Source organism: Bacillus sp. BHET2 (assembly GCF_005938125.1).
GTDB lineage: Bacteria > Bacillota > Bacilli > Bacillales > Bacillaceae_B > Rossellomorea.
This window is the reverse complement of the sequence record NZ_VCQN01000017.1, coordinates 1-1,631: the sequence shown is the minus strand read 5'-3', so window position 1 is coordinate 1,631 and position 1,631 is coordinate 1. Positions and strand designations below refer to the sequence as shown.

Below are 1,631 nucleotides of genomic sequence, written 5' to 3'. Positions count from 1 at the left end.
AACTAAACCAGCTAATAGTTTGTCAACATTTTTCAATAAAAACTTAAAATAACTCATGTTATACTGAAGATACGCATGCCAAATAACCTTCCACTGACATATGTTTGGAAGGTTTTGTCTTATTTAGCTAGAAATCTTAATTAGGCTATATCTTGGAAAGTGGTTTTGTTTTTTAATATGGCATAAATCCAATGTAAGAGCTTATTTACACAAGCAATAATGGCTACTTTATAGAGTTTGCCTTCTTCACGCTTCTTATCGTAAAACGCTCTTAATCTCTTGTTTCTAGGGATGATTTCATCCGTTGTTTTCTGTTTACGACAGTCACGAATACCAGAGCGAACAGCCATATATAAGGCGTGCCTTAATCTGCTTGAACCACGCTTTGTAATTCGAACAAGAGTAGCTTTGAACTTACCTGATTCAAACACTTCTGGATCAACCCCAGCGAATGCTACAAGCTTTTTCGGGTGATTAAACCGGTCTATCTCCCCAATTTCAGAAATAATCGTTGCCGCGATTTTTTCTCCGATACCAGGGATAGATTGGATTATCTTATATTCTTCAACTTCTTTTGCGAGAGTGTCTATCTCTGACTCCAATCTGGATAGATACTCTTTGTATTGAAGAAGCATATCAATATACATACTTAGACTCAGTAAATGACTCTGATAGAGTGTCTTTTCAAATGGATTCCGTGCTGCAGCTTGCTTAAGATCTCGAGCTTTTTCTTCTGCCCATCTCTTAGAGCGACTTTTACAGAATTCCTTGATTTTATCGGCCAACATATCTTCACTAACGGTCAGAATATCTTCTGATGCGGGGAATTCCTTTAAAAGAAGCAAAGACACAACGGAATATAAATCCCCAAAAACACCTCTATACTCAGGGAAGATTTGATCCAACACTGCTTGGAATTGAAGCTTGGTTTGAACATATATCCCTGTAATATTCTCATGTTGTCTTGTGAGATTACGAAGGTTCATGAGCTGAATGCCACGTCTTTTATATGGTTCTAAATCCTCTTTATAGTAAAGCTCACAGAGACGATAAGCATCGATGGCATCCGTCTTAACTTTCCGTAAACTAGAGCTTTTAGCTCGATGAGAGATCAACGGGTTAACGATGATTAATAAATAGTTATGCTTCTCCAGAAACTGAACCACTGGTGCGTGGTAATGGCCTGTTGCTTCTAGTACAATCGAAGGTTGAATGCCGGTTTTATCTTTTACGCTTTCCAAAAACTCAAGTAATGAGCCTAGCCCATCAAGATCATGCTTGATACTAAAACTTTTACCGTAAGGTTTTCCTTTATCAAAAAAGGCTTGAACCTCACTTTCTCCTTTTGAAACATCCAGACCTATGACTGGATTCATTCTCAATCTCCTCCTCTATTTCAACTTGCCAGTAACCCCTAATCCTCCTAGTAGTATCATAGCTTCGCTTGTTATACGAGATCTTTGTCCCAACCAGCCTCAAACATGTTTCTACCAGTAGGGGTGAACGGTTTAATTGACGGGATCTAAGTCCCACGGGGGCGGACGTTCTACCCTGGCTACTGTTATAATAAGGCCATATAAAAAATGGTCAACCAGAAAAATCTAACATTCTGGTTAACCTTATAATACGAA

Annotated in this window: 1 protein-coding gene; it reads right to left on the bottom strand. The window is 38.4% G+C overall.

The genetic code is table 11. The features are described from left to right. Positions 1-140 precede the first annotated feature (140 nt). Positions 141-1,376 carry an IS110 family RNA-guided transposase gene (locus tag FGG79_RS21255; protein WP_138781993.1) on the bottom strand — a complete coding sequence of 412 codons (1,236 nt, stop codon included), beginning with the start codon at positions 1,374-1,376 and terminating at the stop codon, positions 141-143. Positions 1,377-1,631 lie beyond the last annotated feature (255 nt).